Genomic DNA, 26838 nt, shown 5'->3' on the forward strand with positions numbered 1-26838 from the left:
GAGTGAGCATCAACGCTGCGCTTCGACAGGCTGACGGCGCGCCCGTCCCGCGGTATCGGGGCCGGTGGCACGCGTACACCGAAGCCGATCGGCCTCGAAGGGAGCCTTGATGGTGGAGCTGGCCAATGTGGCAGGCGCAACGGGTGCGGAGTGGATCGGCCGCGCTCCGCACGAGGAGTTGCAGCGCAAGACCCGCCCGCTGCTGCCGTCCGACGACCCGTTCTATCAGCCGCCCCCCGGCTTCCAGCACGCCGAACCCGGGACCGTGCTGCGTTCGCGCGACGTCGAACTGGCCTTCATGGGCCTGATCCCGCAGTCCATGACGGCTGTCCAGTTGCTCTTCCGCACCACCGATCTGAACGGCAACCCCGAGGCGACGGTGACCACGGTGCTCGTCCCGGCGGAGGTGGCGCCCGGCAAGACGACGCCGGTGCTGTCCTACCAATGCGCCATCGACGCGGTGGCGTCGCGCTGCTTTCCGTCGTATGCGCTGCGGCGGCGGGCGAAGGCGCTCGGATCCATCAGTCAACTCGAGCTGCTGCTGATCACCGCGGCTGTGGCAGAAGGCTGGGCGGTTTCGGTGCCCGACCACGAAGGTTTGCGCGGCGCCTGGGGCGTGCCGTTCGAACCCGGTTACCGCATCCTGGACGGGCTGCGCGCGGCGCTGAACACCGAGCGGCTCGGTTTGTCGCCGTCGGCGCCGATCGGCCTGTGGGGTTACTCCGGCGGCGGGCTGGCCAGCGCGTGGGCAGCCGAGATGTGCGGTGAATACGCCCCCGAGTTGAACATCGTCGGGGCGGTCCTGGGCTCCCCCGTCGGCAACCTGGGCAATACGTTCCGCAGGCTCAACGGTGGCCTGTTCGCCGGTCTGCCCTCCCTGGTGGTCGCCGCGCTCACGCACACCTACCCCGGTCTGGACGCGGTGATCAAGGAGCACACCAGCGAAGAGGGACGTGCCCTGCTCGACCGGCTGGAGACGATGACCACGGTGGAAGCCGTCGTCAAGATGGCGCACAAGAACATGGGCGACTACCTCGACGAACCGCTGGAACAGACACTGTCCAGACCGGCGGTGGTGCACGTCTTCGACAACATCAAGCTCGGGGCGGCCATCCCCACCCCGCCGGTGCTGATCGTGCAGGCCGTCCACGACTATCTGATCGCCGTCGACGACATCGACGAGCTCGCCGAGACCTACATCGCCGGTGGCGCCAGCGTCACCTACCACCGGGATGCGTTCAACGAGCACATGTTCCTACACCCGCTGTCGGCGCCCATGGCACTGCGCTGGTTGATCGACCGGTTCGCCGACCGGCCGCTGACCGACCACCTGGTGCGTACGACGTGGCCCACGATGTTCAACCCGATGACCTATGCCGGCATGGCGCGGCTCGGTGTGATCGCGGCCAAAGTGATCACCGGCCGCAAGATCCACCGCCGGCCGCTCTAGTTCTTACGTCAGCGGGCCCTGCGGGGTCATCGGCTTCGGAGCGGGCGGGGGTCCCGCCGGGGGCATCGGCGCAACCCAGTGCACCCGGTGCTGCGGCGGGTAGCCGCCCAGGTCGTCACGGATCGTCCCGGCCGCCAGCACCGCATAGACCAGGGCCACCGTCGCGGTCGGTGAGAGCAGGGTGACCACGATGTGCGCAGCCGAGTGGCCGAAGAACACCGGGGGCGCCTGCGTCACGTAGGTCAGCGAGTGGTCGGCCTTCGACAACGGAACACTGTCGAAATCCAACGCACCGTAACGCACGTGGACCAGCAGCGCCCCGACCCCGGCAGCGACCGCGGCCGCGCCGACCAGTCCGAGGCACAGCGCGGCGACCATCTGCGGACCGCGATGGTCGCGCCACTGCCACGCCGCCACCGCGGCCACTACCGCGACGACCCCCAGCAAACTCACCAAGAGCATCGGCGCGATGAAGAAGTTCCGCGGCTCACCGTCCAGGCCGCCCAGGTATTCGTGCACCCGCTCGCCCTTGCGGGTGACGGCCACCACGGCGTGGACAGCGGGAGCAATCCACGCCCACAGCGCGCCGACGAGCACGCCGGCCGCCGTCAGGACAGTCACCACGGTCAGCAGCGCGCGCCGGCGCGTGGTCCGCGGCGCGACCCGGCCGGGATCCGCACCCGACGGCTGCTGCGGCGTCACCGCCACTCCGTCCATCACCTGCACTCACCTCCGATCGCAGACGCCCCGCGAGCATATCGTTGTCGCGGTATCAGCCTGGGGGCGCGGCGTCGTCGGCTCCGGGCCTTTGCCGGTCCCCAGCGCCCTCATATGTGCGCTCATCAGCCCCATTTGCCGGCATTTCGGGGCCGGTCGCGCGAGGCGAGCGCCTCTCGCGCCCGGGGGCGGCACCGTCGACGACGCCACCGATTGCGGGCCTCAGTGCGTCGGTGACGCCGGCCCACGGCTGCGCCGGCACAGCCAGAGCCATGTGAGCTGTCAGCGCTGCACGTCCAGGTCGGCAGAATCCACCAGTCCGTGCCGCGAACACTTGGCCCACCAACCGTCGGGCCGAACCTGCACGATCATCCGCCGCCCGCACGCGGCGCAGAACCGGGGCGGTTCCAGGCCCAGTTCGGCTGCGGTGGGCACCGCGGTGCCGGCTTGCACACCGGTATAGACGTTGTAAACGCCCGCCCCCACCGGGTCCGGCAGATCGCGGCCCATTACAGACTTGCGTTGAGCGCCTTGAGCGGCATCTGCAGGTCGTTGAGCAACTCGAGGTCGGCTTCAGCGGGCCGACCGAGCGTGGTCAGGTAGTTGCCGACGATCACCGCGTTGATCCCGCCCAGGATGCCCTGCTTGGCGCCGAGGTCGCCCAGAGTGATCTCGCGGCCGCCGGCGAACCGGAGCATCGTGCGCGGCAACGCCAGCCGGAACGCACCGACCGCCTTGAGCGCTTCGCTGGCCGGCAACACTTCCAGGTCACCGAACGGCGTGCCGGGCCGCGGATTGAGGAAGTTCAGCGGCACCTCGTCGGGGTTCAACTCGGCCAGGTCGGCGGCGAACTCGGCGCGTTGTTCCAGCGTCTCGCCCATGCCCAAGATCCCGCCGCAGCACACCTCCATGCCGGCGTCGCGCACCATCGACAGCGTCTGCCAGCGCTCTTCCCAGGTGTGGGTGGTGACGACATTGGTGAAGAACGACCGTGCGGTCTCGAGGTTGTGGTTGTAACGGTGCACCCCCATCGCCGCCAACCGATCCACCTGCTCGGCCGTCAACATGCCCAGCGAGCAGGCGATCTGAATCTCCACCTCGTTACGAATCGCCTCGATGCCGGCTGCGACCTGGGCGAGCAACCGCTCGTCGGGTCCGCGCACCGCGGCCACGATGCAGAACTCGGTGGCCCCGGACTTCGCGGTCTGCTTGGCGGCCTCCACCAGGCTGGGGATGTCCAGCCAAGCACTGCGCACCGGCGACTTGAACAAACCCGACTGGGAACAGAAGTGGCAGTCCTCCGGGCAGCCGCCGGTCTTGAGGCTGATGATGCCCTCCACCTCGACCTCGGGACCACACCAGCGCATCCGCACCTCGTGAGCCAGTGCCAGCAGCTCCTCGAGCCGGTCATCGGGCAACTGCAGCACCTGCAGCACCTGGTCCTTGCTGAGCCCCGCACCGCCCTCCAGCACCTGCCGGCGGGCGACGGCCAGGATGTCCGCGTCGGCGTCGCGATCCAGGCCGGCCTCGGTAGACGGTCGAATTGGCGCTTGGGTCACCAGGTACTCCCCTGCTTCTTGATCGGGCCCGCGCGCGTTCCGGCCGCGGCGGCCCGAATCGAAAGATGTTCAGGCTAGGTTAACGGTCCCGGCCCCGGCGGACCCGGAGCGGGCTCGCAGTGCCGCACTGACGCAGTTGCCGGGATACAAGTCCATCCGGCAGGGTAGAGAACCACTATGACCGACGAAAACGTCATCTACCTGGCTGACCACGGGGTCTGGCTGGCGATTCCGGCACTGACTCCTGCGTTGATTGTCGTAGGCGTGGTGTTGTATATCGCAATGCGGAACCGGCGAAGCTCGAGCGAAAAGCAGGATTGACCAGTGTTGCAATGGGGCATTAAAGATTCGTCCTAATCAGCGGCGCAAAACGGGAGGCGATCGCGATGGAAATGGCAGTTGTGGCGGAGGCGCCGGCAGCACGCGGTGCGGAACTGAATCAGGTCATCGGCCTGTCAGTTGCCGCACTGGTGATCACGCTGATCATGCTGGGTATTGGTTGGGCTCATCGCACCCACCGGATCAGTTGGCTGGACAAGTTCGCCAACTGGCTCGGCGTCAAGTTCAAGCGTCCGGCCTGGGTGGCACTGCCGGTGTTGGTATACACCACGTCCATCATCTGCGCGCTGTTCGGCTTCATCTGGGACGTCAGCTGGCACATCGGTGAAGGTCGCGACCCCGGTCCGCTGGCAAACCCGGCGCACTACTTCATCATTATCGGGTTGTTCGGCATCTTCCTGGCCGGCATGACCGCGATCGCGCTCCCGTTCGACAAGCCCGGTCCCGCCCCGGTGCGGATCACCGAACACTGGCACGCCCCCGTAGGCGGCATCTTGATGGCCGGTTGTGGCATGTACGCCTTGTTCGGTTTTCCGCTTGACGACATCTGGCACCGCATCTTCGGCCAGGACGTCACTCTGTGGGGTCCCACCCACCTGATGATGATCGGTGGGGCGGGCCTGTCCCTGTTCTCCGTGCTCATGCTCGAGTACGAAGGCGGGCGGGCGCTGCCCGACGCGCCGCCGGAGAAGCCGTTCGTCCGGTTCCTGCGTTACCTGTCCTGCGGTGGACTGCTGATCGGCCTGTCGGTGTATCAGATCGAGTTCGACTTCGGCGTCCCGCAGTTCCGCCTGGTATTCCAACCGATGATGATCGCTGGCGTCGCGGCGCTCGCGCTGATCGTGGCGCGCATGACGCTGGGGAAGGGCGCGGCGATCATCGCAGCGCTGTTCGCGATCGCGCTGCGCGGCGCGGTGGCCTTCACGGTCGGTCCCGTCCTGGGCGCACCACTGAACTGGTTCCCGCTGTACCTCGGCCCCGCGCTGGTGGTCGAGATCCTGGCGCTCACCCCGCTGTTGAAGCGTCCCATCGTGTTCGGCGCGGTCACCGGCCTGCTGGTGGGCACCGTGGGCCTGTGGCTGGAGTCGCTCTGGATCGGCGCCGTCTATCACTACCCGTGGCCGGTCAGCATGTGGGGCGAGGCCCTGGCGATGGCAGTGCCGGTCGCGGTGCTGATGGGCGTCTGCGGAGCGATGACCGGAATGGTGCTGACCGGGCAGAAACTGCCCGGCCGTGCCATCGGCATCGGATTCGTCGCTGCCACGGTTCTGGTCATCGGAGCGGCGGTGGCCAACGGGTTGCACATCGTCATCCCGAGCCAGAACACCGCGACCATCACGCTCACCGACCTGCCCGGCGAACCCGGCAAACGGATGGTTTCGGCGGACGTGCTGATCAACCCGCCGGACCTGATCCAGGACGAGCCCTATTGGCTGTCGACCACATCGTGGCAGGGAAAAATGGTCAACGACCGCGGTCTGGTCATCAACCGGCTCGAGAAGGTGGGTCCCGGGCACTACCGCACCACCAAACCCATCCCGGTATGGGGTTCGTGGAAGACGCTGTTGCGCGTGCATGACGGCTACACCATGACCGCGGTGCCGATTTATGAACCGGCCGACGAGGCGATTCCTGCACCGGAGGTGCCCGCCCAGCCGGTCATCACCCGGCCGTTCGTCCTGGAGAACACCATCCTGCAGCGCGAACGCGACCCGAACGCGCCCGAATGGCTGTTCACCGGAGGCTCGATCCTGGTGCTGATCTTCACCCTGATGGTGATCACGGCGCTGACGTGGGGCGCCGGCCGGATCAACAGGGAGACCACCAAGCCCCGGCAGCCGGAAGAGGAAAAGCACCCCCTTCCTGAAGCGGCATAGCTCGATGACAGTCAAGCGTGCCCTCGCCGCGGCGTGGGCGGGGTTGCTCATGTCGGCGCTGATCGCCTGCGGTGGCAATTCGACGAGCAATTCCGCCCCGGCGGCGCTGGAACTCAACGTGACCATCGCCAACGGACAGATCTCCCCGACCAACGCCACCCTGCAGGCCAAGGTCAAGCAGCAGATCACCCTGCACGTCACCAGTGACGCCACCGACGAGCTGCACGTCCACTCGGTCCCCGACCACAGGTTTCAGGTCGCGGCCGCGCCGAACCAGACGTTCCAGTTCAGCGTTGACGTGCCCGGCAGCGTCGACGTGGAGTCACACCACCTGCACAAGACGATCGCGACCATCCAAGTCCAACCGTGACCGACAGCCGCTCGGCGTCGGTGCTCGCGCACGGCCTCGGCGGGTCCAACGATCTCCCGGTTCCGTACACGTTCGCCCTCATCGGCGCGGCCTGGGCGCTGACGTTCACCTTCGCCCTGGTCGCGCTGGCCTGGAAGCGGCCGCGGTTCGATCCGGCCAAACCGGGTCGTCCGTTACCGGATGCGGTGACCGCCGTGGTCGATGCCCGCATCACCCGGTGGGTGGCTGCCGGTCTGGCGTTGCTGTTCGCCTGCTGGGTGCTGGCCGCCGGGCTGTGGGGTCCGCAGACGCAGGCCAACGGCCTGCTCGGGGCGTTCTATGTGTTGCTGTGGGTCGGGTTGGTCGCGCTGTCGCTGTCCTTCGGCCCGGTCTGGCGAGTTGTCTCCCCGGTGCGCACGGTGTATCTGCTGGTGCGACGCTGCCTGCCGGAGCGCCTGCGTCGAACCCGACTGGCTTATCCGGAGAGCTGGGGGTACCGTCCGGCCGCGATCGGATTGTTCGCATTCGTCTGGATGGAACTGGCGAGCCCGGATCCAGCTTCGTTGACCGCGGTGAAGACATGGTTGCTGATCTATGCGGTGGTGCTGTTCGTCGGGGCGTGGCTGTGCGGGCAGCGCTTCCTGGCCCGGGCCGACCCGTTCGGCGTGTACAGCATGGCGGTGTCGCGACTGTGCCCGTTCTGGCGCAACACCGAAACCGGCAAGATCGTGATCGGCAACCCGTTCGACCACCTGCCGTCACTGCCGGTGCGCCCGGGAGTGGTGATGGTGCTGTCGGTGTTGCTCGGCTCCACCGCCTTCGACAGTTTCTCGGCGGCGCCGGCCTGGCGGAATTTCGCGGACGGCATCGCCCGCGGTATGCACGGCGTGCCGGAGACGCTGACCTCCTCCGCGCTGCGGACAGCCGGGTTGATCATCTTCATTTCGATTGTTGCGCTTACCTTTTCGCTGGCGGCACGCGCGACCGGCGGGGTGGACGCCGGGCAGCGCCGCGAGTTGCCCGGGCAGCTGGCGCACTCGTTGATCCCGATCGTGGTGGGCTATATCTTTGCGCACTACCTCACTTACCTGGTGGAGCGTGGACAGCAGGCCGTCATCGCGCTCGCCGATCCGCTGGGACGCGGCTGGAATCCGTTCGGGCTGGCCGACCAGCACGTCGCTTACGTGTTGTCGATGCATCCGGCGGTGCTGTCGACGATCAAGGTGGCGTGCGTGGTCACGGGTCACATCGTGGCGGTCATCGCAGCGCACGACAAAGCGTTACGTCTGCTCCCCAAAGACCACCAGCTCACCGGTCAGCTCACCATGATGCTGGTCATGGTTGGTTACACCTTCATGGGCTTGTATTTGCTGTTTGGTGGTTGAGAGGGTGAGCGGCAAGGGAAAGGAACCTCATTGACCTCGCCGAGTTCGACCGAAGAGATTGCTGCGGGCGACCCGCCCCCGACCGGCCGACGATGGCGGCGCCCGCACGTCGCGTCGTGGTTCAGTCTGCAATCCAAGGTGATGGCGATGTTGCTGGTCGCCAGCTTGATGTCGTTGGGCGTGATCGGGGTGGTCGGATACATCGCCGCGCGCAACGCGCTGTTACCGTCGGCCTCGGACCGGATGACACAGTTGCGCGAGTCGCAGAAGCGAGCCGTGGAGACGCTGTTCTCCGATCTGGCCAATTCGCTGGTGATCTACAGCCGCGGGACGACGGCACTGGAGGCGGTTCAGGCGTTCACCGCGGGTTTCGACCAACTCGCGAACGCACCCGTGGATCCCGCACAGCAGCAGGCACTGGTCACCTACTACAACGATCGGGTGATCAAGCCGGTCGAAAGCGCGACCGGCACCAAACTGGACCTCGATGCCCTGCTGCCCGCCAGCAACGCACAGCGGTACCTGCAGGCCCATTACACGGTGGCGCCGAATGCCTCAGCGCTCGACGACGCCGGCGACGGCAGCGCCTGGTCGGCGGCCAACGCCCGCTTCAACGAGTACTTCCGCGAAATCGCAACCCGCTTCGAGTACCGGGATGCATTGTTGCTCGACGCGCGCGGCAATGTCGTCTATAGCGTGCGCAAGAATCCCTCGCTCGGCAGCAACATCGCCACCGGCCCGTACCGTCAGTCCAATCTGCGCGGCGCCTTCGAGCGGGCGATGGGTGCGAACTCATCGAATTTCGTGTGGATCACCGACTTTCAACCCTATGCGGCGCAACTCGGCCAACCCGTCGCATGGCTGGTGGCGCCGATCGGAACGCCCGGTAAGGCCGCGGGGGTGCTGGCGCTGCCGCTCCCGATCGCCAAGGTGAACCGCATCATGACCGCCGACCGCAACTGGCTGGCCGCCGGAATGGGCAAGACCGGTGAAACCTACCTCGCCGGCCCGGACAGCCTGATGCGCTCGGACTCGCGGTTGTTCCTGGAAGACCCGCAGCAGTACCAGACCGAGGCGATAGCGGCAGGCACGCGGCCCGACACCATCGAAGAGGCGATGCGTTGGCGCGGAACGACACTGGTTCAGCCGGTGGCGACCGACGCGGTGCGTGCCGCGCAGCGCGGCGACACCGGCACCATGATTGACAGAGATTATCTGGGCCGGCGCGAACTGGTCGCGTACGCCCCGCTCTCGCTGCCGAATTCCGACCTGCACTGGACGATACTCGCGTCGCGAGAGACCTCCGAAGCTAACGCCCGGTTCCTCTCGCTCACCAAGACAATCGTAATCGCTACTGCGGCAATGGTTTTCGTGATATGCGTGGGGGCACTGCTGGTAGCCCAGATCTTCGTGAGACCCATCCGGCGGTTGCAGGCCGGAGCCCATCAGATCAGCGCAGGCAACTACGACGTCGCCATACCGGTGACATCACGCGACGAGATCGGCGAACTGACCGAGGCTTTCAACGACATGAGCCACAACCTGCAGATCAAGGAAGAGCTGCTCTCCGAGCAGCGCAAGGAGAACGACCGGTTGCTGGGGTCGCTGATGCCCGAGCCGGTTGCCCAGCGATACCGCGAGGGCGAACAGACCATCGCGCAGGAACATCAGGACGTCACTGTCATCTTCGCCGACTTCGTCGGACTGGACGAAGTTTCCAACCACCTGTCCGGAAACGAATTGGTCGGCATCGTCGACGACCTCATCCAGGAGCTCGATGCAGCAGCGGAAGCGCTTGGCGTGGAACCGATTCGAACACTGCACAACGGTTACCTGGCCAGTTGCGGACTGAATTTCCCGCGACTGGACAGCGTGCACCGCACCGTCGAGTTCGCGGTGGAGATGCAGGCCATCATCGAGCGGTTCAACAGCAAGACCGGTTACCACGTGTCGCTGCGCGCCGGCATCAACACCGGTCACGTCATCAGCGGGCTGGTCGGGCGGTCCAGCATCGTCTACGACATGTGGGGCGCGGCGGTCAATCTGGCCCACAGCGTGCGTGGCAGCACCACACGGTCGGGGATCTACGTGACCTCTCAGGTGTACGAGGCGATGCGCGACATCCGGCAGTTCACCGAAGCCGGCGTGGTCAGCGTCGGCGGCCGGGACGTGCAGATCTGGAAATTGTCGGAGGACTCTGATGACCAGCACTGACACGTCATTCCTCTGGTGGGCCACCGCACTGGTGGTCGGTCTTCCGCTGCTGCTGATCGCACTGACCGAGTGGCACCACAGCCTGGTCCGCGGCGCCAGCCCACTGGCCCGGCCGGTGTTGCTGCTGCGCAGCTACCTGGTGCCGCTGGGGGCACTGTTGGTGCTGCTGGTCCAGGTCGCGAAGCTGCCCGCCGACGTCCCCTCGGTTCGACTGCTGGCCACGGTCTTCGGCTTCGTACTGCTGGTGCTGCTGCTCTCCGGGCTCAGCGCGACCGTGTTCGAGGGGGCCCCGCAGGGGTCGTGGCGCAGGCGGGTGCCAGACATCTTCCTGGACGTGACCCGATTCCTGCTGATCGGCGTGGGGCTGGCGGTCATCCTTTCCTACGTCTGGGGAGTGCGCGTCGGCGGTATCTTCACCGCGCTGGGCGTGACGTCGGTGGTCATCGGCCTGATGCTGCAGAATTCCGTCGGCCAGATCGTGTCAGGTCTGTTCATGTTGTTCGAACAGCCGTTCCGCATCGGTGACTGGCTGGACACCCCGGCCGCGCGCGGGCGCATCATCGAGGCAAACTGGCGTTCCGTGCACATCCAGACCGGCCAGGGACTGCAGATCACTCCGAACTCGGTGCTGGCCACGACGTCGTTCACCAATTTGAGCCGGCCGGCCGGTGCTCACATGCTGGTCATCACCGCCGCGTTCGCGGCGGCCGACCCGCCGGAACGGGTGTGCGCGCTGCTGACCCGGACCGCCGATGCGCTGCCGCAGCGCCGGACCGACTTCGACAGCACCGCCCTGCCCATCGGCACCGGCCAGTACCGCGTCACCATCGGATTGCGCTCACCGGCCGACGACTCCGCAGCGCAAGCCACCTTTCTGCGCTGGTTGTGGTACGCCGCCCGCCGCGAGGGGTTGCGCCTCGACGAACAGGACGACGACTATTCGACGCCGGAAAGGGTCGACTGGGCGTTGCGCACGGTGGTGGCACCTGCGTTGCGCCTGACCCAGAACGACCGGCAGGCGTTGGGCACGTACGGCAGGATCGTGCGGTACGCGGCCGACGAGATCGTCGAACACGCTGATCGGGTGCCGTCGAGCATGACGTTCCTTATCGAGGGCAGCGTGCGGTTGACCGCGGTCGCCGACGACGGATTGCCCGTGGTGATCGGCACCATGGACGAAGGTTCGTTCCTCGGTGCGACCGCGCTGACCCGTCAGCCCAATCTGGCCGACGCACGGGCGATCGGCGAAGTGACCGCGCTGCAACTAGATCGCGAGCATCTCGCTCAATTCGTGATGGGCAGGCCGGTGCTGCAGCAGGAGCTGGGCCGCGCCATCGAGAATCGGCGCGCCAGAGTGGAACAGGCGTGCGCGCAGGCGTAACGCGCGATCGCTGTCACGATCATGCCGCTGCCGCGGACGCCTCAGGACGGACGGTCCAGTCCCGCCTCGTGCTGTTCGACGATCCACCGCGCTATCTCGATGAGTTTGATGTTTCCGCGCTGCGACGTCTTGATGAGTAAGTTGAATGCCTGCAGGCCAGTGAGATTCATCCGCTGCATGATGATGCCTTTGGCTTGGCCGATGATGTCACGGGTGGTCAAGGCCGCGTCAAAGTGGGTGGCGGCGGCGGAGCCGGCGAGCGCTATCGAGGCATGCTGGGCCAGCACGAGTCCTATGTGGACCGAATCTTCGCCGAACACTCCGGCTTCGGCGGCGTACAGATTGAGCGCGCCCAGGTTCTGCTGGTTGACGAACAGCTGGAACGACAGGACGCTACCCATCCCCCGGTCCCGTGCCGCCCGGGCGTAGCGCGGCCACCGTTTCTCGCTGCTCAAATCGTCGACGAGCACTGTGTGGTGCTCTCGTAGCGCGTCCAGGCACGGTCCTTCATTCAGTGCGGTCTGCATCTCGTCCAGTTCGGCGACCCGTGGATCGGTCGGAACTTCAGCGCGCACCGCGCCTGCCTCGATGAGTGAAATCCCGGCCCACCGAGTGCCCGGCACCAGCGCGACCGCGCCCTCGACGATCGCGGCAAGGGTCTCACCGACGTCGGTCTGACCCTGCATGTGGACCGCCAGGTCGCCGAGAAGCGACGCGAGATCCTGCGCAGCGTCTCTGGCCATACCAAGAACCCTAATCCGCGTCGTAGAACGTCGCCTGGAGCGCCCCCGGCAGCCGGTTTCAGGACCGCCGAGGGCTGAGTGGTCCTGACATTCCGGACTGCCGTACCACCTGCCTGGCGGATACCCGGCTTCGGGACGAGTACGCCTGACGCAGGAGCCCCACGATCGCGGACGGTCCGCTAACCGAGCAGGTAGTCGACCCGCTGGTCGCCGTCCCAGCGGCGTAGCGCGGCGAACTGACCGACCAGCTGCGGTGGCCGGGTCACCAGGGGCAGCGCCTGCCCCAGTTGGGCGCTACCGACCCGGCGGGCCAACGTGACGTGCGCGGTCCACTGTCCAGGCAGGCTGTTGGGCATCGGGATCAGGTGCGCGTTGCACAACCGGTGCACCTCGGCATGCAGCCGCAGCAGCTCCCGGCTGGGCACCACCAGCCGGGTCAGCACCACCGGGTCCCCGCCGAATAACACCGGCGCACCGATCAAGCAGCGCAACGGCAACCGCCGCGCGACGGGTCGCAACAGTTCGTCGACGATGGGGTCGATGCGTTCGGCGACCACCACGGTGACATGCGGACGGCCCGGCGGGATGCGGACGTCGACGCTCGAGGCCGCCAGGTCGTCCCACATCCTGCGGAGGACGTCCTCGGTGTCGGGGTCGAACAGCAGCTCGATCGAATGGGCCATCAGCGCAACAGATTTCGTACCCATGCGGCATCGAACGCGGTAGTGCTGATGGCGGCGAAGTCGGCGCGCGACGCGGCTCCGGCGGGCAGCACCGCGCGAACAGTAGCCAGTTGGTTCAGCGCTTCCCGATTGGTTGTTTCCACCAGCCCCGGTTGCGCCGACCAGCTGCCGATCACCAGACCAGCGCACGAAATATGCTGTGCCGCAAGCGCTTCCAACGTCAATGCGGTGTGGTTTAGGGTGCCCAGACCGGCGCGGACCACGACCAGGACCGCGGCGCACAGATCGACGGCGAGGTCGCGCAGGGTGACGCCACCGGCTGCGAGTTCAACGAGCAGTCCACCGGCGCCTTCGACCAGGGTCAGACGTCCGGGGCGGTCCAGGTCGCGGATCAGACGCAGCACCTGGTCACGGGTGGGCAACTGCAGACCCGCCTGCTGGGCCGCGGCCATCGGTGACATCGGCAACTCGTAGCGCGCCAGCCCGGCAAGTTCGGTCACCCCGGACAGCCTGCGGATCTCCGCGAGGTCGTCGTCACCGTCGCGGATGCCGGTCTGGGCGGGCTTGCACACCGCGACATCGATACCGGCCTGGCGGGCGTGCGACGCCAGGGCGGCGGTGGCAACCGTTTTCCCGACACCCGTGTCGGTCCCGGTGACGACCAGAACGGTCAAGCGCGCGCCTGCAGCACATCGGCGAGCACGCGCCGCGCCAACTCCAATTCCTCGACGCTCAGCGACGCCCGGGCGGTCAGTCGCAGTCGCGACGTGCCGGCCGGCACCGTCGGCGGCCGGAAGCAGCCCACCTTGACCCCGGCGTCCAGGCACGCCGCCGCCGCGGCCACCGCCACCTCCGGATCGCCCAGGATCACCGACACCACAGCCGACTGCGGGACCTGCTGGACAGCGCAGACCCGGGCCAGCTCTGCTGCATGAGCAAGCACTGCGTCTGGTCGCCAGGTTTCCGTCTTGAGGAGTCGCAATGCCGCCAACGCAGCACCCACCGCTGCCGGCGCCAGGCCGGTGTCGAAGATGAACGGACGCGCCGCATCGATCAGGTGTGCGCGCACCTCGGCCGGACCGAGCACCACCCCACCCTGGCTGCCGAGTGCCTTGGACAACGTCGTGGTCACCACGACGTCGGGCGAACCGGCCAGTCCGACCTCGTGCACCAGCCCGCGGCCCCCGCCCCGCACGCCGAGCCCATGGGCCTCGTCGACGATCAGCAGCGCCTGGTTCCGCCGGCACACCGCGTGCAGCTCGCGCAGCGGGGCCAGTGCCCCGTCGGCGCTGAACACCGAGTCGGTGACGACGACAGCGCGTTCCTCGGTGCGCGACCCCAGCGCTGCATCCACCGCCGCGACGTCGCGACTGGGCGTGACCACCACGCGCGCCCGCGACAACCGGCAGGCGTCCACCAGGGAGGCGTGCGAGTAGGCGTCGGAGACCAGCAATGTCCCCGGGCCGGACAAGCTGACCACGGCTCCCAGGTTGGCGGTGTACCCCGAGGAGAACACCAATCCGGCAGCTGCGCCGACGTACTCAGCGAGCTCGGTCTCGAACTGCGCGTGCAATTCGGTGTCCCCGGTGACCAGGCGGGATCCCGTCGCACCGGCACCCCATATTCGCAACGCCTGCACGCCCCCGTCGATGACCGCCGGGTGCTGGGACAGTCCGAGGTAGTCGTTGGAAGCCAGATCGAGCTCGGTGCCCACCGCGGGGCGGGGACGCAGCGAGCGACGCAGCCCGGCCGCGCGGCGCTGCGTTTCCACCGCCGCCAGCCAGGCCAGCGGCGAGGTCTCGATGGGGGCCTGCATGGCGTTCAGCCTACGAGGCCCGCGACCTGCACCATCGCCGAGGTGATTCGCTCGATCTCGGCGGGGCCGCAGATATAGGGCGGCATGGCATAGACCAGGTTGCGGAACGGGCGCAGCCACACCCCGCAGTGCAGCGCCGCCGGCGTGGCCACCGCCAGATCCACGGATCGGGCGCACTCGATGACTCCGATTCCGCCGCACACCCGCACGTCCACCACCCCGGGCAGCGCCCGTGCCGGCTCCAACCCGGCCGTGAGGCCGACGGCGAGCTCGTTGACTCGGGACCGCCAGTCCTGGGCGAGCAGCAGCTCGACGCTGGCCACCGAGACCGCGCAGGCCAATGGATTGGCCATGAAGGTGGGCCCGTGCATCAGTGCACCCGCCGACCCGGTGCTGATGGTGTGCGCGATTTCGGTGGTGCACAGTGTCGCGGCCAGGCTGAGGTAGCCGCCGGTGAGGGCTTTGCCCACGCACATGACGTCCGGGCTGACACCGGCGTGGTCGGCGGCGAACAGTGCGCCGGTGCGGCCGAATCCGGTGGCGATCTCGTCGAAGATGAGCAGCACGTCGTGACGGGTGCAGATGTCGCGCAGGTCTGCCAGGTAACGCGGATCGTGAAACCGCATACCCCCGGCGCCTTGCACCAGGGGTTCGACAATCACCGCGGCCAGCTCGGCGGAGTGCGCGGCGAGCTGCTCTTCAAACGCTGTGCTGTAGGCGGCGTCGTGGTCGCGTGGCACCTGCGGGGCGAACACCTGGTCGGCCAGGACGTCGGTCCACAGCGAGTGCATCCCGCCGTCCGGGTCGCAGACGCTCATCGGGGTAAAGGTGTCGCCGTGGTAGCCGCCGCGCCAGGTCATCAGCCGGTGTTTGGCCGGCCGGCCTCGGCTGCGCCAGTACTGCAGCGCCATCTTCACAGCGACCTCGACCGACACCGAACCGGAATCGCTGAAGAACACCGTTTCCAGTCCCGGCGGGGTGATCTGCACCAGCAGCCGGGCCAGCCGGGCCGCCGGTTCGTGGGTCAGGCCACCGAACATGACGTGGTTCATCGTGCGCAGCTGGGCGGTCATGGCCGTGTCGAGCACCGGGTGGCCGTGGCCGTGTATCGCGGTCCACCAGGAACTCATGGCATCGAGCACCTCGATCGGGCGGCCGTCCCGGATCAATGTCAGCCAGGCGCCGCGGGCGGCGACGGCGACGACGGGCGGGATCGCTTCGCTGCCGATGGTGCTGTAGGGATGCCACAGATGAGCTGCGTCGATCGCGCTGATCTGCTCGGGAGTCAACCCCGGGCCGGGAAAATCGGCCGCTGCCACGGAGATCGACAGTAGTCCAGCAGTCCCGCCGGGTTTTGCGTCTGGTGTGCAGCCACGGCTTCGGTAGTGAAGTCAGGGCGCAGAATGTCCGATTTTCCGCCGTCACCTCACTGGCAAAGCCCTGACTTCACACTCAACACGTGACCGGACTCCCCGCGTGGAGTCGCGATATGCCCGGCCATCGGGAAGCATGCTTGGCGTGGCCGCACCGAATGAATCCCTCGACACGGGCGACGACGCGCCGCCGTCGTACGACGAATCACGCCCCCGCGTCATCCGGCTGCGCTTGGCCCCCTGGGACGTGGTCACCATGTTCGTGCTGCTGGCGTTGCTGATCGCCGCTCTCACGATGACCACCTGGCCGACGCGGCTGTTCGCCTTCACCGACAACGTCTGCCAGGGCGAGGACTGCCCGCCGGTGCCGTTCGGCGTGAATTACTACATTTTCCCGCTGGTGTGGGGTGGCATCGGCGCAGCCGGTACCGCGGCGTTGGTCGGTCCCTTCGTGTCGCTGGTGAAGGGCTGGTTCATGTCGTTCTGGCCGATCGTTGCGGTCGGCGTCCTCAGCCTGGCGTCGGTCCTGGGCCGGGCTCTGACCGATTTCAGCGCCACCTTCGGGCGCTGAGTTCCCGACGGCAACATCACGCCCCGGCAACACATCTGCCAGCGAAATCCTCACGGCTATTACGAGATTGGCCGGTCCCGTCACCGTCTGGTCACGTTCTCACAAATTCTCTTTCGGCTCCCTGGCCAACACTCTTCTCTGTTGTCAAAGTGGCTGTAGTGACTGGTGTGAATACAACGGGCTTACCGACTGGTTCACCGCACCAAGTGTCATCCAGCGGCGCTCGGCCCCGACGTGGCGGCCGGATCGCGTCCGTCGGGGAACGACGGCGGATGCGCGCGGTCACCGCGCTGAGGCACCGAGGGGCCAACGGGCCCCAGAAAAGAGGCAACGAGATGAAACGCGTTTACGCCTTCGCGATCGGCCTGATGATGCTGGGAGCGCCGATGGCAACCACAGCAGGACTCGCGTCCGCTGATCCGTATACCAGGCCGGCCGATTCCCAGCAGGCCGTCGACACGGTGATCGCCCGCGGTCTTTCGCAGCGTGGCGTGCCGTTCTCCTGGGCCGGCGGCGGTGTCACCGGGCCCACCCGCGGCACCGGTTCCGGGATCAACACCGTCGGCTTCGATGCCTCCGGTCTGATGCAGTACGCCTACGCCGGTGCCGGGCTCAAGTTGCCGCGGTCCTCGGGTCAGATGTACCGGGTCGGCGAGAGGGTCGCGCCGCAGCAGGCCCGCAAGGGTGACCTGATCTTCTACGGCCCTGAGGGCACCCAGGCCGTCGCGATGTACCTGGGTAACGGCCAGATGCTCGAGGTCGGCGACGTTGTCCAGGTTTCCCCGGTGCGCAGCAGCGGCATGGCGCCCTACCTGGTCCGGATTCTGGGTGCGCAAACGGCCCCGGCGCCGTTGGCCCCCGCGCAACAGGCACCCGTCCAGCAGGCGCCGCTGGCCCAGTCTCCGGCGCAACAGGCTCCGCTGCAGCAACAGCAGTTGCCCGCCCAGCAGGCACCGCTGCAGCAGGCGCCGGTCCAGCAGCTGCCTGGGCAGCAGGCGCCGGTGCAGCAGCTGCCTGGGCAGCAGGCGCCCTTGCAGCAAGCCCCGGTGCAGCAGCTGCCCGGCCAACAAGCGCCACTGCTGCAGGCTCCCGCGCAGCAGGCGCCACTGCAACAAGCCCCCGCCCAGCAGTTACCCGGGCAGCAGGCTCCGCTACAGCAGGCCCCCGTGCAACAGCTGCCCGGTCAGCAGGCTCCGCAGCAGCAGCTGCCCGCCCAGCAGGTGCCCGGCCAGCCGGTACCGACGCCGCCCTTGCAGTTGGTGCCGGCTGCGCCCGCCCGGTAGCCTCCCCTCTCCCGGCAGGCTCCCGGCGACCGCCACTTGCTCCGGCAGGAGCAAGTGGCGGTTTTCGGTAAGTTAGCGGTGATCATGCAGACTTCGACCCCGCCTAGCGCACCGGCCGCCGACCCGGCGTCGGGCGCGATGGGCACCCGTTCGTCGGGGTTCTACCGCCACGATCTCGACGGTCTGCGCGGCATCGCCATCGCGCTGGTTGCCGTGTTCCACGTCTGGTTCGGCCGGGTGTCCGGCGGCGTGGACGTCTTTCTGGCCCTGTCCGGGTTCTTCTTCGGTGGCAAGGTGCTGCGCGCCGGGCTGGGCGGGTCGCTGTCGCCGGTGACCGAGTTCGTCCGACTGGTGCGCCGGCTGTTGCCGGCGCTGATCGTCGTGCTGGCCGCGTGTGCGCTGCTCACTGTGCTGGTGCAGCCGCAGACACGGTGGGAGACCTTCGCCGACCAGAGCCTGGCCAGCCTCGGCTACTACCAGAACTGGGAGCTGGCCAATTCGGCCTCGGACTATCTGCGTGCCGGGGAGGCTGTCAGCCCGTTGCAGCACATCTGGTCCATGTCGGTGCAGGGCCAGTTCTACGTCGCGTTCCTGATTCTGATCGCCGGTTGCGGTTATCTGTTCAGAGCCCCGCTGGGCAGACATCTGCGGACCTTGTTCGTGGTGGTGCTGAGCGCGCTGACGGTGGCGTCGTTCGTCTTCGCCGTCGTCGCTCATCAGGCGAACCAGTCGACCGCGTACTACAACAGCTTCGCCCGCGCGTGGGAACTGTTGCTGGGCGTGCTGGTCGGCGCCCTGGTGCCCTATCTGCGCTGGCCCATGTGGTTGCGCACCGGTGTCGCCACCGCGGCGCTGGCGGCGATTCTGTCCTGCGGCGCCCTGATCGACGGTGTCAAGGAATTTCCCGGCCCGTGGGCGCTGGTGCCGGTCGGCGCCACGATGCTGATGATCCTGGCCGGGGCCAACCTGGCCGCCGATCCCGCCACCGGCGGCAAGATGCCGCTGCCCAGCCGCCTGCTGGCGGCACGGCCGCTGGTGACGCTGGGCGCGATGGCCTACTCGCTGTACCTGTGGCACTGGCCGCTGCTCATCTTCTGGCTGTCCTACACCGGCCACAAGCACGCCAACTTCGTCGAGGGCCTGGCCGTGCTGCTGGTGTCCGGGGTCCTGGCGTACCTGACTTCCCGGCACATCGAGGATCCGTTGCGCTACCGGGCATCTCCTCAGCCATCTCACGAGGCCACCTGGCAGGTTCGACTGCGCCGCCCGACCATCGCGCTGGGATCGGTCGTGGCACTGCTGGCCGTGACGCTGACCGCCACGTCGTTCACCTGGCGCGAGCACCTGGTCGTCGAGCGGGCCTCGGGCAAGGAACTCAGCGGGCTCAGCGCCGCCGACTACCCCGGCGCCCGGGCCCTGACCGAGCACGTCCGGGTGCCCAGTCTGCGGATGCGGCCCACTGTGCTGGAGGTCAAGGAGGACCTGCCCGCCTCCACCCGCGACGGCTGCATCAGCGATTTCGTCAACCCGGCGGTGGTCAACTGCACCTACGGCGACACCGACGCGCCCCGCACCATCGCGCTGGCGGGCGGGTCGCACGCTGAACACTGGCTCACCGCGCTTGACCTGCTGGGCCGCATTCACCACTTCCGGGTGGTGACCTACCTGAAGATGGGTTGCGCGCTGTCCACCGAGCAGGTCCCACTGATCATGGGCAACAACGCGCCGTATCCGCAGTGCCGCCAATGGGTGGAGACGACGATGGCCAAGCTGGTCGCCGACCGTCCCGACTACGTGTTCACCACCACCACGCGCCCCTGGAATATCAAGTCCGGCGACGTGATGCCCGCCACCTACATCGGCATCTGGCAGACGTTGTCCGACAACAACATTCCGATCCTGGGCGTGCGGGACACCCCCTGGCTGGTCAAGGATGGCCAGCCGTTCAACCCGGCCGACTGCCTGGCCAAGGCCACCGGATCGCACTCGTGCGAGATCAAACGCTCCGAGCTGCTTTCCGAGCGCAACAGCACGCTGGACTTCGTCGGGCAGTTCCCGCTGTTGAAGCCTCTGGATCTGTCCGACGCGATATGCGAGCCGGACACCTGCCGAGCGGTCGAGGGCAACGTGCTGATCTACCGTGATCCGCATCACTTGACCCCGACGTACATGCGCACTTTGGCGCCCGAGCTGGGCCGGCAGATCGCGGCGGTCACCGGCTGGTGGTGAGGGGTCTTCCCGCATACCGTCCGGTGTGACCCCGACACCGTTAAGGTCGAGTGATGGCCGGGACCGACTTCGCGTTTGACGGCGCCGACGAGTCGCCGTCGGTGAAGATGGTGTGGCCCGGCGCGCCGTTTCCGCTCGGCGCCACGTATGACGGTGCCGGCACGAACTTTTCGTTGTTCTCCGAAGTTGCCGACCGGGTCGAACTGTGCCTGATCGCCCGTGACGGCACCGAGACCCGGATCGAACTCGACGAGGTCGACGGCTACCTCTGGCATTGCTATCTGCCGACTGTTACACCCGGGCAGCGCTACGGATTTCGCGTACACGGACCGTTCGATCCGGCGGCGGGCCATCGCTGCGATCCCAGCAAGCTGCTGCTCGACCCCTACGGCAAGGCGTTCGTCGGCGATTTCACCTTCAGCCAGGCGCTGTACTCCTATGATCTGGCCGTCGCGGCCCAGGACCCGTCGGAGACCGGAATTCCGCCGATGGTCGACTCGCTCGGCCACACGATGACCAGTGTGGTAATCAACCCGTTCTTCGACTGGGCATCGGACCGCGCGCCCTGCACGCCGTACCACGAGACCATCATCTACGAGGCGCACGTCAAGGGCATGACGCAAACCCATCCCGGCGTCCCCGCCGAACTGCGCGGCACCTACGCCGGGCTGGCGCACCCGGTGATCATCGAGCATCTCAAGTCGCTCAACGTCACCGCCATCGAGTTGATGCCGGTGCACCAGTTCCTGCACGATCACCGGCTGGTCGATCTGGGTTTGCGAAACTACTGGGGCTATAACACATTCGGCTTTCTCGCCCCGCACTACCAGTACGCGGCGACCCGCAAGCCGGGCGGCGCGGTCGCCGAATTCAAGTCGATGGTGCGCGCCTTCCACGAGGCCGGCATCGAAGTCATCCTCGACGTCGTCTACAACCACACCGCCGAAGGCAACCAGCTCGGACCGACCATCAACTTCCGAGGCATCGACAACGCCGCCTATTACCGGCTGGTCGACGGAGATCTGCGGCACTACAAGGACTTCACCGGCACCGGCAACAGCCTCAACATGCGCCACCCGCACACCCTGCAGCTCATCATGGACTCGCTGCGCTACTGGGTGCTCGAGATGCATGTCGACGGCTTCCGGTTCGACCTGGCGGCCACGCTGGCCCGCGAGTTCTACGACGTCGACCGGTTGTCGGCGTTCTTCGACCTGGTGCAGCAGGACCCGGTGGTCAGCCAGGTCAAGTTGATCGCCGAGCCGTGGGATGTCGGTGAAGGCGGTTACCAGGTCGGCAATTTCCCAGGTTTGTGGACCGAGTGGAACGGGAAATACCGCGACACTGTGCGCGACTATTGGCGGGGCGAACCCGCAACCCTGGGTGAGTTCGCTTCCCGGCTAACGGGTTCGTCGGACCTGTACGAGGCGACGGGACGACGCCCTTCGGCCAGCATCAATTTCGTCACCGCGCACGACGGCTTCACGATGCATGATCTGGTGTCGTACAACGAGAAACACAACGCCGCCAACGGCGAAGACAACCGCGACGGTGAAAGCCACAACCGGTCCTGGAATTGCGGCGTGGAAGGCCCTACCGACGACCCGGAGATCACCGAGTTGCGGTGTCGTCAAATGCGCAACTTCTGGGCAACGCTGATGGTCAGCCAGGGTACGCCGATGATCTCGCACGGCGACGAGATCGGCCGAACCCAATGGGGAAACAACAATGTGTACTGCCAGGACTCCGAATTGTCCTGGATGGACTGGTCATTGGTGGAACACAACGCCGACCAGCTGGCGTTCGCCCGCAAAGCGACGACGCTGCGCAAGAGACACCCGGTGTTTCGGCGCCGACGCTTTCTGAAGGGACAGCCGATCCGCAGCGGTACCGGAGTGCACGACATCAACTGGCTGACGCCGTCCGGGCAGGAGATGACCGCCCAGGACTGGGACAACGACTTCGGTAAATCGATCGCCGTGTTTCTGGACGGTCAGGCGCTGGCCGAACCCAACCGTCGTGGCGAACGGGTGGTCGACGACTCATTTCTGTTGTGCTTCAACGCTTATCACGAAGAGGTGACCTTCGTAATGCCCCGCGAAGAATATGCCCGAGAGTGGATCGTGGAACTCGACACGACCTGTCCTACCGGCGCGTCCGAGCGGGTGTTCCGAGATGGCGAAGAGCTGGTAGCCCCCGGACGCTCCATGTTCGTGCTGCGTAAGACGTTGTGACGCATGCCTTTTCCAATTTCGGCAACGTATCGGTTGCAGTTGCGCGGCGAGTCCAGCGGTTTTGCGTTCACCCTGGCCGACGCCGAGGACCTGTTGGACTACCTCGACGAACTCGGGGTGTCACACCTGTACCTGTCCCCCATCCTGACCGCAGCCACCGGTTCCTCGCACGGCTATGACGTCACCGATCCCACGACGGTGTCCGCGGAGCTGGGCGGGCCGGAGGGCCTGGCCCGGCTGGCCGCGGCGGCGCGCTCACGCAACATGGGACTGATCGTCGACGTTGTGCCCAACCATGTCGGCATCGACGATCCGCAGCAGAACGGCTGGTGGTGGGATGTGTTGCGGCACGGGAAAGATTCGCCGTACAGCTCCTACTTCGACATCGACTGGTCGCTGGACGATGCCGGCCGAATTGTGCTGCCGCTGTTGGGTTCCGACGACGACGTCGCCGACTTGAGTGTCGACGGCGATCTGCTGCGGCTGGGCGACCTGGCGCTGCCGATCGCCCCCGGCACCGGCGACGGCGCCGGGCCGGACGTGCACGACCGGCAGCACTACCGCCTGGTGGGCTGGCGGCGCGGCGTCGTCGGCTACCGCCGCTTCTTCTCGATTACCTCGCTGGCCGGGTTGCGCCAGGAGGATCAGACGGTATTCGACGCCAGCCACGCCGAGGTGGCCCGCTGGTTTCGGGACGGACTCGTGGACGGGGTACGGATCGACCACCCCGACGGGTTGGCCGATCCGGCAGGATATTTGGCGTGGCTGCGCACGCTGGTAGGGCCCGAGGCGTGGATCGTGATCGAAAAGATCCTGGGGGTCGACGAGGCGCTGGAGCCGACCCTGCCGGTGGCCGGCACCACCGGATATGACGTGCTGCGGGAAGTGGGCGGTGTGTTCGTCGACCCCACCGGTGCCCCGGCGCTCACCGCGCTCGTCGAATCCGCCGGGATGTCCTACGCCGACATGCCCCAGATGTTGGCCGACCTCAAAATCCGGGCCGCCACCGACACGCTGGCCAGTGAACTGGCCCGGTTGCGGCGCAGCATCGTGGCGACCGCGGGGGCGGACGATCCGCTGCTGTCCGACGCGGTGGCGGCGCTGCTGACCCACATCGACGTCTACCGGTGCGACTACCGCGGGCTGGCCGCTCTGCTGCCCACCGCGCTGGCCGAAACCCAAGCCGGGCGACCGGAGTTCGGCCCGGCGCTGCAGGTGCTGGCCGCCGCACTCGCCGACGGCGGTGAGGCCGCCACCCGGCTGCAGCAGTTGTGTGGCGCGGTCACCGCCAAGGCGGTCGAAGACTGTCTGTTCTACCGCGATGCGCGGCTGGTGTCACTGAACGAAGTCGGCGGCGAACCGCACCGATTCGGCGTCGGCGCCGCCGAATTCCACCAGAGCGCCGCGACCCGCGCCCGGCTGTGGCCACGCGCCATGACCACGCTCACCACCCACGACACCAAACGAGGCGAGGATGTCCGGGCCCGGATCGGCGTGCTGTCCCAGGTGCCCTCGCTGTGGACGGAGTTCGTCCGACGCTGGGAGGCCCAGGCCCCGTCGCCCGAGCCGGCGACTGGACAGTTCCTGTGGCAGAACATCTTCGGGGTGTGGCCGGTGACCGGCGAGGTGACCGACGAACTTCGCGACCGGCTGCACGGCTACGCCGAAAAAGCGATCCGCGAAGCAGCGTGGCATACGACGTGGAACGATCCGGACACCGAATTCGAAGACGCCGTGCACCGGTGGGTGGACACCGTCCTGGACGGTCCGGTGGCCGGCGCGCTGACCGAACTGGTGGTCCAGCTCAATCCGCACGCCGCCAGCGACGCGCTGGGCCAGAAGCTGTTGGCGCTCACCGTGCCCGGCATACCCGACATCTACCAGGGCACCGAATTGTGGGACGACAGCCTGGTGGATCCGGACAATCGCCGCGAGGTCGATTACGCGGCCCGCCGTGCTGCGTTGAAAGAGTTGCAGCATCCCAAGATTCGGGTTGTCACCACCGCGCTCCGGATGCGGCGCACGCGGCCGGATTGCTTTGTGGACGGTGACTACGTACCGGTGCTGCCGGTCGGTCAGGCCGGCGACCACGTGGTGGCGTTTCGCCGTGGCCCCGACATTCTGGTTGCGGTGACCCGCTGGACGGTGCGGCTGGCCGACACCGGCTGGGGTGACACGGTCCTGCCGCTGCCCGACGGTTCCTGGACCGATCGGCTGACCGGCGCCATGGCCAGCGGTCCGACGTCGGCCGGTGAACTGTTCGCGGACCTGCCGGTCGTCCTGCTGGAGCGTGACCGTGGCTGAATTCCGGGTCTGGGCGCCCATTCCCGAGCAGGTGCGACTTGACGTCGACGGTGCCGTGCACGACATGGCCCGTTCCGACGACGGATGGTGGCACGCCGACGTAGCCGCGCCACCGGAAGCGCGCTACGGCTTCCTACTCGACGACGACCCCACCGTGCTGCCCGATCCGCGCTCACCACGCCAGCCCGACGGGGTACACGAACGCTCCCAGTTGTGGGATCCGGCGACGGCGGTCTGGACGGACAGCGACTGGGCCGGCAAACGGGTCGAGGGTGCGGTGATCTACGAGCTGCACATCGGCACTTTCACCGACGGCGGCACCTTCGACTCGGCGGTGGACAAGCTGGACTACCTGGTCGATCTCGGCGTGGACTTCGTCGAGGTGATGCCAGTGAATTCCTTTGCCGGAACCCATGGTTGGGGTTATGACGGCGTGCTGTGGTACAGCGTGCACGAACCCTACGGGGGGCCCGACGGGTTGGTCCGGCTGGTCGACGCCTGTCACGCGCGGGGCTTGGGGGTGCTGATCGACGCGGTGTTCAACCACCTCGGGCCGTCCGGCAATTACCTGCCGCGGTTCGGCCCGTACCTGTCGTCGGGCAGTAACCCCTGGGGTGAGGGCATCAACATCGCCGACGCCGACTCCGACGAGGTGCGCCGCTACATCATCGGCTGTGCGCTGCGTTGGATGCGCGACTTCCACGCCGACGGGTTGCGGCTGGATGCGGTGCATGCACTGGTGGACACCACCGCGCTGCATATCCTGGAGGAGCTCGCCACCGAAACTGATTGGCTGTCACAGCAATTAGGGCGTCCGCTGGCACTGATCGCCGAAAGCGACCTCAACGACCCGCGGTTGATCACTCCGCGCGATCAGGGTGGTTACGGGATCACCGCGCAGTGGGCCGACGACATCCACCACGCCATCCACACCTCGGTATCGGGGGAACGGCAAGGCTACTACGCGGACTTCGGCGCGGTGGCCACGCTGGCGCAGACCCTGCGCCACGGCTTCTTCCACGCCGGCACGTATTCGTCATTCCGTCGCCGCCGGCACGGCCGTCCGCTCGATCCCGCCCGGGTGCCGGCAACCCGACTGTTGGCCTACACCTGCACCCACGATCAGGTGGGCAACCGTGCGCTGGGAGACCGTCCCTCGCAGAACCTGACCGCGGGGCAACTCGCCGTCAAGGCCGCTTTGGTGCTCGGGTCGCCGTACACGGCAATGCTTTTCATGGGTGAGGAGTGGGGAGCGTCGACTCCGTTCCAATTTTTCAGTTCGCACCCCGAACCCGAGCTCGCGCAGGCCACCCGCGACGGCCGCAAGGCGGAGTTCGCCGAACACGGCTGGGACGCCGACGACATCCCCGACCCGCAGGATCGGCAGACGTTCCTGCGCTCGAAGTTGGATTGGGCCGAAGTCACCTCCGAGCAGCACGCACGGCTGCTGGATTTCTATCGAGAGCTGATTGCGTTGCGGCACAACGAGGCCGATCTGTCCGACGCGCAGCTCGATCATCTCGTCACCGACTACGACGAAGAACAGCAGTGGATCGTGCTGCGCCGCAACCAGTTGGCCATCGCCTGTAACCTCAGTGCCGGGCCGGTGAGCGTGCCGGTGACGGGCGAACCAGTGTTGGCCTGGGACACGCCTGACGTCGGCACCGACGCGACCCGGCTACCCGGTCATTCGGTGGCAGTGCTGCGCTGTCCATGAACACCCGCACCGCGCGCGAGGTAGTCGAGCTGTACAACTTGGTCGTGTGGAATCAGCGTGACTTCGCGCTGGCCGAAGAGCTGATGGGCGCCACGGTGATTCGCCACGACGTGGGTGAGGCGACCACCCTCACTCACGAGCAGGCGGTCAACCGAATCGTCGAACACTGGGCGATGTTCGAGACCATTCGCTTTGACCTGAACCTGGTGATCGCCGGTGACGACGGCGAACACGTCGCGGTGGTCTACCAGTCCCCGATGACATTGAAGGATGGCACCGCGGTGGACATCGGGAGCATCGAAATCTTCCGGGTCGTCAACGGCCGGATCACCGAAGTATGGAACTGCGGCTACAAGCAGGGTATCTGGGCATGACTCTGCCCGCCCGCCGCAGCGGATTTTCGCGGGCAACACATCTTTGCCCACCTCATCGCGACTTTCTCACCTACCAGCGACAATTCGCGTCCGAAAGTGTGCCGGTCGCGGTTGTGCGGATGGTCCCGCAGTCAGGCCACGACGGCGCATTGTCGCTGTGAGGTGGGATTGTTGCTCGGAGCTGGGCGAAGACGAGCCCATTCCCGGCGCGGTGACGGCTGGGGCGCGTGGGAACAGTGA

The 26838-nt window shown here is 67.0% G+C and carries 21 protein-coding genes and 1 pseudogene; 14 read left to right on the top strand and 8 right to left on the bottom strand.

What is annotated here, in order from left to right; translation table 11 throughout:
• Positions 1-109: 109 nt before the first annotated feature.
• Positions 110-1450, top strand: a complete 1341-nt coding sequence (locus AC5Y5Z_RS05220) for a lipase family protein (RefSeq protein WP_463825191.1) — start codon at positions 110-112, stop codon at positions 1448-1450.
• 3 nt (positions 1451-1453) lie between these two features.
• On the opposite strand, the gene AC5Y5Z_RS05225 is transcribed toward AC5Y5Z_RS05220, so the two are convergent.
• The 3 genes from AC5Y5Z_RS05225 to bioB form a co-directional block, all read right to left on the bottom strand.
• Complete coding sequence (locus AC5Y5Z_RS05225; protein ID WP_499924017.1) at positions 1454-2167, bottom strand: DUF2567 domain-containing protein; 714 nt, start codon at positions 2165-2167, stop codon at positions 1454-1456.
• Positions 2168-2449: 282 nt separating this feature from the next.
• Complete coding sequence (gene bsaP / locus AC5Y5Z_RS05230; protein WP_463825190.1) at positions 2450-2677, bottom strand: biotin synthase auxiliary protein BsaP; 228 nt, start codon at positions 2675-2677, stop codon at positions 2450-2452.
• On the bottom strand, positions 2677-3726 hold the full coding sequence (gene bioB / locus AC5Y5Z_RS05235) for a biotin synthase BioB (RefSeq protein ID WP_499919095.1): 1050 nt from the start codon (positions 3724-3726) through the stop codon (positions 2677-2679). The genes bsaP and bioB overlap by 1 nt, the downstream gene beginning before the upstream one ends.
• 177 nt (positions 3727-3903) lie before the next feature.
• Between bioB and AC5Y5Z_RS05240 the strand changes: the two genes are divergently transcribed.
• The 6 genes from AC5Y5Z_RS05240 (at position 3904) to AC5Y5Z_RS05265 (ending at position 11271) form a co-directional block, all read left to right on the top strand.
• Positions 3904-4047: a hypothetical protein gene (locus AC5Y5Z_RS05240; RefSeq protein ID WP_463825188.1), complete on the top strand. Its 144-nt coding sequence runs from the start codon at positions 3904-3906 to the stop codon at positions 4045-4047.
• Positions 4048-4112: 65 nt separating this feature from the next.
• Positions 4113-5942: a hypothetical protein gene (locus AC5Y5Z_RS05245; RefSeq protein ID WP_499923754.1), complete on the top strand. Its 1830-nt coding sequence runs from the start codon at positions 4113-4115 to the stop codon at positions 5940-5942.
• Positions 5943-5946: 4 nt separating this feature from the next.
• Positions 5947-6312, top strand: a complete 366-nt coding sequence (locus AC5Y5Z_RS05250) for a hypothetical protein (protein ID WP_463825186.1) — start codon at positions 5947-5949, stop codon at positions 6310-6312.
• A complete protein-coding gene (locus AC5Y5Z_RS05255) occupies positions 6309-7676 on the top strand; it encodes a hypothetical protein (RefSeq protein ID WP_499923759.1) in 1368 nt (455 codons plus the stop codon). Before AC5Y5Z_RS05250 ends, AC5Y5Z_RS05255 begins: the two co-directional genes overlap by 4 nt.
• Positions 7677-7706: 30 nt before the next feature.
• A complete protein-coding gene (locus tag AC5Y5Z_RS05260) occupies positions 7707-9890 on the top strand; it encodes an adenylate/guanylate cyclase domain-containing protein (protein ID WP_499923760.1) in 2184 nt (727 codons plus the stop codon).
• Entirely contained in the window at positions 9877-11271 is a 1395-nt protein-coding gene (locus AC5Y5Z_RS05265) for a mechanosensitive ion channel domain-containing protein (protein ID WP_499923762.1), read from the top strand. Before AC5Y5Z_RS05260 ends, AC5Y5Z_RS05265 begins: the two co-directional genes overlap by 14 nt.
• Before the next feature lie 41 nt (positions 11272-11312).
• On the opposite strand, the gene AC5Y5Z_RS05270 is transcribed toward AC5Y5Z_RS05265, so the two are convergent.
• From AC5Y5Z_RS05270 to AC5Y5Z_RS05290, 5 genes are all read right to left on the bottom strand, one after another.
• The gene (locus AC5Y5Z_RS05270) at positions 11313-12014 is read right to left on the bottom strand and encodes a GAF and ANTAR domain-containing protein (RefSeq protein ID WP_499923763.1); all 702 of its coding nucleotides are present in this window, start codon (positions 12012-12014) and stop codon (positions 11313-11315) included.
• 179 nt (positions 12015-12193) lie between these two features.
• Positions 12194-12697: a 2'-5' RNA ligase family protein gene (locus AC5Y5Z_RS05275; protein WP_463825181.1), complete on the bottom strand. Its 504-nt coding sequence runs from the start codon at positions 12695-12697 to the stop codon at positions 12194-12196.
• Positions 12697-13371, bottom strand: a complete 675-nt coding sequence (gene bioD, locus AC5Y5Z_RS05280; protein WP_463825180.1) for a dethiobiotin synthase — start codon at positions 13369-13371, stop codon at positions 12697-12699. Before bioD ends, AC5Y5Z_RS05275 begins: the two co-directional genes overlap by 1 nt.
• A complete protein-coding gene (locus tag AC5Y5Z_RS05285) occupies positions 13368-14513 on the bottom strand; it encodes an 8-amino-7-oxononanoate synthase (protein ID WP_463825179.1) in 1146 nt (381 codons plus the stop codon). The genes bioD and AC5Y5Z_RS05285 overlap by 4 nt, the downstream gene beginning before the upstream one ends.
• A 5-nt stretch (positions 14514-14518) precedes the next feature.
• On the bottom strand, positions 14519-15832 hold the full coding sequence (locus tag AC5Y5Z_RS05290) for an adenosylmethionine--8-amino-7-oxononanoate transaminase (RefSeq protein WP_499919087.1): 1314 nt from the start codon (positions 15830-15832) through the stop codon (positions 14519-14521).
• A gap of 190 nt (positions 15833-16022) precedes the next feature.
• Here AC5Y5Z_RS05290 and AC5Y5Z_RS05295 point away from each other — a divergent pair, with 190 nt between their 5' ends.
• The 7 genes and pseudogenes from AC5Y5Z_RS05295 (at position 16023) to AC5Y5Z_RS05325 (ending at position 26598) form a co-directional block, all read left to right on the top strand.
• Positions 16023-16457 (top strand): hypothetical protein, encoded by a 435-nt coding sequence (locus tag AC5Y5Z_RS05295; RefSeq protein ID WP_499919086.1) that lies wholly within the window; start codon positions 16023-16025, stop codon positions 16455-16457.
• A gap of 335 nt (positions 16458-16792) precedes the next feature.
• A pseudogene (gene ripD, locus AC5Y5Z_RS05300) lies at positions 16793-17473 on the top strand (NlpC/P60 family peptidoglycan-binding protein RipD); the annotation flags it as partial.
• Between the two features lie 351 nt (positions 17474-17824).
• Positions 17825-19969 carry an acetyltransferase SucT gene (gene sucT, locus AC5Y5Z_RS05305; RefSeq protein WP_463825175.1) on the top strand — a complete coding sequence of 715 codons (2145 nt, stop codon included), beginning with the start codon at positions 17825-17827 and terminating at the stop codon, positions 19967-19969.
• 53 nt (positions 19970-20022) lie between these two features.
• Complete coding sequence (glgX, locus tag AC5Y5Z_RS05310; RefSeq protein ID WP_463825174.1) at positions 20023-22203, top strand: glycogen debranching protein GlgX; 2181 nt, start codon at positions 20023-20025, stop codon at positions 22201-22203.
• 3 nt (positions 22204-22206) lie between these two features.
• Complete coding sequence (gene treY, locus AC5Y5Z_RS05315) at positions 22207-24507, top strand: malto-oligosyltrehalose synthase (protein WP_499923770.1); 2301 nt, start codon at positions 22207-22209, stop codon at positions 24505-24507.
• A complete protein-coding gene (treZ, locus tag AC5Y5Z_RS05320) occupies positions 24500-26224 on the top strand; it encodes a malto-oligosyltrehalose trehalohydrolase (RefSeq protein ID WP_499923771.1) in 1725 nt (574 codons plus the stop codon). Before treY ends, treZ begins: the two co-directional genes overlap by 8 nt.
• Complete coding sequence (locus AC5Y5Z_RS05325; protein ID WP_499923773.1) at positions 26221-26598, top strand: nuclear transport factor 2 family protein; 378 nt, start codon at positions 26221-26223, stop codon at positions 26596-26598. The genes treZ and AC5Y5Z_RS05325 overlap by 4 nt, the downstream gene beginning before the upstream one ends.
• Positions 26599-26838: the final 240 nt, after the last annotated feature.

The sequence above is a fragment of the Mycobacterium sp. NGS29 genome (assembly GCF_059812965.1).

Coding starts and splice junctions, on each gene's coding strand:
- AC5Y5Z_RS05220 (WP_463825191.1), top strand. CDS start 110: ATGGTGGAGCTGGCCAATGTGGCAGGCGCAACGGGTGCGGAGTGGATC.
- AC5Y5Z_RS05225 (WP_499924017.1), bottom strand. CDS start 2,167: ATGGACGGAGTGGCGGTGACGCCGCAGCAGCCGTCGGGTGCGGATCCC.
- bsaP (WP_463825190.1), bottom strand. CDS start 2,677: ATGGGCCGCGATCTGCCGGACCCGGTGGGGGCGGGCGTTTACAACGTC.
- AC5Y5Z_RS05240 (WP_463825188.1), top strand. CDS start 3,904: ATGACCGACGAAAACGTCATCTACCTGGCTGACCACGGGGTCTGGCTG.
- AC5Y5Z_RS05245 (WP_499923754.1), top strand. CDS start 4,113: ATGGAAATGGCAGTTGTGGCGGAGGCGCCGGCAGCACGCGGTGCGGAA.
- AC5Y5Z_RS05250 (WP_463825186.1), top strand. CDS start 5,947: ATGACAGTCAAGCGTGCCCTCGCCGCGGCGTGGGCGGGGTTGCTCATG.
- AC5Y5Z_RS05265 (WP_499923762.1), top strand. CDS start 9,877: ATGACCAGCACTGACACGTCATTCCTCTGGTGGGCCACCGCACTGGTG.
- AC5Y5Z_RS05270 (WP_499923763.1), bottom strand. CDS start 12,014: ATGGCCAGAGACGCTGCGCAGGATCTCGCGTCGCTTCTCGGCGACCTG.
- AC5Y5Z_RS05275 (WP_463825181.1), bottom strand. CDS start 12,697: ATGGCCCATTCGATCGAGCTGCTGTTCGACCCCGACACCGAGGACGTC.
- AC5Y5Z_RS05285 (WP_463825179.1), bottom strand. CDS start 14,513: ATGCAGGCCCCCATCGAGACCTCGCCGCTGGCCTGGCTGGCGGCGGTG.
- AC5Y5Z_RS05295 (WP_499919086.1), top strand. CDS start 16,023: ATGCTTGGCGTGGCCGCACCGAATGAATCCCTCGACACGGGCGACGAC.
- sucT (WP_463825175.1), top strand. CDS start 17,825: ATGCAGACTTCGACCCCGCCTAGCGCACCGGCCGCCGACCCGGCGTCG.
- glgX (WP_463825174.1), top strand. CDS start 20,023: ATGGCCGGGACCGACTTCGCGTTTGACGGCGCCGACGAGTCGCCGTCG.
- treY (WP_499923770.1), top strand. CDS start 22,207: ATGCCTTTTCCAATTTCGGCAACGTATCGGTTGCAGTTGCGCGGCGAG.
- AC5Y5Z_RS05325 (WP_499923773.1), top strand. CDS start 26,221: ATGAACACCCGCACCGCGCGCGAGGTAGTCGAGCTGTACAACTTGGTC.